Source organism: Blautia difficilis (genome assembly GCF_014297245.1).
Taxonomy (GTDB): domain Bacteria; phylum Bacillota; class Clostridia; order Lachnospirales; family Lachnospiraceae; genus Blautia_A; species Blautia_A difficilis.
The window spans coordinates 1-3,136 of record NZ_JACOQG010000070.1; the positions used below are offsets into that span (position 1 = coordinate 1).

3 protein-coding genes and 1 pseudogene are annotated in these 3,136 nt (G+C 36.5%); all 4 read left to right on the plus strand.

The annotated features are described in order from the left end of the window. Positions 1-241: 241 nt before the first annotated feature. Positions 242-391, plus strand: a pseudogene (locus H8Z82_RS17995) (4Fe-4S binding protein); the annotation flags it as partial. Positions 392-493: 102 nt separating this feature from the next. Further along, on the plus strand, positions 494-1,267 hold the full coding sequence (locus tag H8Z82_RS16710) for a NifB/NifX family molybdenum-iron cluster-binding protein (protein WP_117677479.1): 774 nt from the start codon (positions 494-496) through the stop codon (positions 1,265-1,267). A 288-nt stretch (positions 1,268-1,555) separates the two neighbouring features. After that, positions 1,556-1,921, plus strand: coding sequence for a thioredoxin family protein (locus tag H8Z82_RS16715; RefSeq protein ID WP_082419326.1), 366 nt, complete (start codon positions 1,556-1,558; stop codon positions 1,919-1,921). Between the two features lie 17 nt (positions 1,922-1,938). Continuing rightward, a complete protein-coding gene (trxB, locus tag H8Z82_RS16720) occupies positions 1,939-2,865 on the plus strand; it encodes a thioredoxin-disulfide reductase (protein ID WP_186995746.1) in 927 nt (308 codons plus the stop codon). The last annotated feature ends 271 nt before the right edge of the window (positions 2,866-3,136 follow it).

Genomic DNA, 3,136 nt, shown 5'->3' on the forward strand with positions numbered 1-3,136 from the left:
TACAGAGATGGAAACAGAACCTATAACGCAGATGCCGTAGGCGCATATAATATCCTGAGAAAATATCACTCCGTATCCGGAGTAAAAAGAGAACTGTCCGTAACCGGACTAAAAACACCGGAAATAATAAAAGTAGCTGTATAGCTCTAAAGAGCAAACAGTAGTGGTGTCATGGATGCACCCTGAAAAAAGGCGGTATCCGCCTTAATTCAGATGCTCTGGTAACTCAGTTACCGAGTAATTCACTTTTGGATTTTATAGTTTGATGCTTACATCTCTGTTGTTAGGGTTGATTGTAATGGTGTTATATAAGCCAAGAACCTGGTGTGCATTTTGTCCAATGGGAACAATGACGCAGGGCATCTGTAAATTAAAAAATAATGGAAAATAAGTAATACTATTAGGTTATACATAAAAGGCATATGTCAAAAACGTTATTGACATATGCCTTTTATAAGGCTATTATATAAGAAAAGCGAGAAAGGAGCAGTTTATGCCGAGACCAGTAAAATGCAGAAAAGTCTGTCATTTCCCCAATATTTTAGAATTCCTTCCGGCAGATAATACTGAGAAAAAAACACCTATTGTTCTGACGGTAGATGAGTATGAGACAATTCGTCTTTTGGACAAGAAAGGTTATAGTCAGGAGCAATGTGCAGCATCTATGCAAGTCGCAAGAACAACAGTTCAACGGATTTACGAGATTGCCAGGAAGAAAATAGCAGATGCACTTATTGATGGACATCCGCTTAGAATTGAGGGTGGGGATTTCATAATCTGTGACGGTCAGAGCAGCAACTGCAGCTTTGGAGGATGTTACAAACAGGAAATTTACCAAAAATATGCAGAAGAAAAAGGAGAAGGTATCATGAGAATAGCAGTAACATATGAAAATGGACAGATTTTCCAGCACTTTGGACACACAGAGACATTTAAGATTTACGATGTAGAGGAAGGAAAAGTAGTACATTCAGAAATAGTAGATACGAATGGAAGCGGACATGGTGCATTAGCGGGAGTTCTTAATGCATTGAATGCAGATGTTCTGATCTGTGGCGGAATCGGAGGCGGTGCACAGACAGCATTAGCGGCAGCCGGTATTAAGCTTTTCGGAGGAGTTTCCGGAGATGCGGATGAAGCAGTAGAAGCCTTTATTAATGAAACACTGGATTACAATCCGGATGTGAAGTGCTCTCACCATGAGCACAGCCACGGGGAAGGACATACCTGTGGTGAGCACGGATGTGGAAGCCATAGCTGTCATTAAGAAGAATAGTGAAAAATAATAATACGAAAGGATGTGCCAAGGTAATGGAGAAGTTACCGTAGCGCATCCTTTTTTGTTATTTTCATATTGATTATTTCTTACTTGCCGAAAGTAATGAATTGAACGTATAATACTCCCAGCTTTTTGTAACTGTCAAAGACGGGAGTATACTTAATTTATTGAGATGTGTCAATTATATAACTGGCATATGCCGTAAATAGAAATAAAAAGAAGCGTAATAAAGTAAATTGTTTTTTCTGTGATATCATCACGGAAGTAAGATCTTTTATGGGGTATATTAAGTTCAAACAGGAGAAGGGGTTAAAAAATATGACATCAATAAATATAAATAAAGAAAAGTTTGGACAATTAATTCATAAGGAAAAACTGGTTTTGGTTGATTTCTGGGCACCTTGGTGTGGTTATTGCCGTAGAATTGGAGCAGCTTATGAAAAAATAAGTGAAGAATACAGCGATATTCTTATTGCAGGAAAAGTAAATATTGATGAAGAACCACAGATTGCAGAAGCTGAAAAGATTGAGATAATTCCTACGCTGGTTTTATATCGAGATGGAAAGGCAATAGATTCTATTGTTGCACCCGAATCAAAAAAAATGATAGAAAACTTTATTAATGAAGCTTTGGAAAAATAAAATAGGAGGACTGTTGTATGAATGAAAATCATGTTTACGATATGATTATCGTGGGAGGAGGACCTGGTGGGTATACATCAGCATTATACGCAGCCAGAGCAGGACTTGAAACAATTGTTTTAGAAAAATTATCTGCAGGTGGCCAGATGTCACTGACATGGCAGATTGATAACTATCCTGGTTTTGAAAATGGAATTGACGGATTTTCATTGGCAGAGAAAATGCAAAAACAGGCGGAAAAATATGGTGCTAAAAGTGAATATGCAGAAGTTTTTAATATGGATTTAGCAGGAAAGCTTAAGAGAGTAGAAACTAGTTCGGGAATTTATATTGGGAAAACAGTAGTGATAGCTACAGGAGCAAATCCAAGAGAACTTGGTCTTGATAAAGAAAAAGAATTGATAGGTCATGGAGTTGCTTATTGTGCCGCCTGTGATGGTATGTTTTATAAAGATAAGATTGTGGTTGTTGTTGGTGGTGGAAATTCTGCTGTATCAGATGCTACTCTTTTAAGTCGAATTGCTAAGAAAGTTATCATTGTTCATCGAAGAGATACATTACGTGCAACAAAAATTTACAATGACCAGCTGATGAAAACTGAAAATATAGAGTTTCGATGGAATAGTACAGTAAAAGAACTGCTTTATGGAGAACGATTGACTGGTGTGCGGTTGAAAGATACAGTTACAGGAGAAGAAAACATTATAGAATGTGACGGCTTGTTTGTGAGCATAGGAAGAAAACCGACAATAGATTTTTTAGATAATCAGATAGAACTGGATAATAAAGGATATATTGTGGCAGGTGAAAATACTGAAACGAGTATTTCAGGTGTTTATGCTGTAGGAGATGTCAGAACAAAGTTACTTCGTCAGATAGTAACAGCTGTTGCAGATGGTGCTATGGCAGTACATATGGCAGAAAAATATATAGGGAAAATGTAAAGTGAATTCCGCCTTTATGCATAGGAATTGTTTGGTTAAGTTAAATAATGAAACAGAAAATAGTCATTTTGATAGACCATATTTACTATAAATAATCAGAATTTGAATACTGAACTTTTTATACTGAAATATGTACAATTTCAATAATGACATGAACTTAAGGGAACGTATTGCGGATACTTTGTGAACTTTATCCTGATACAATGATTATGCTGATGAAAGAAGGCATGTATTATTGTTTTCTATATTGATATTAGGACAGAATGTTGTC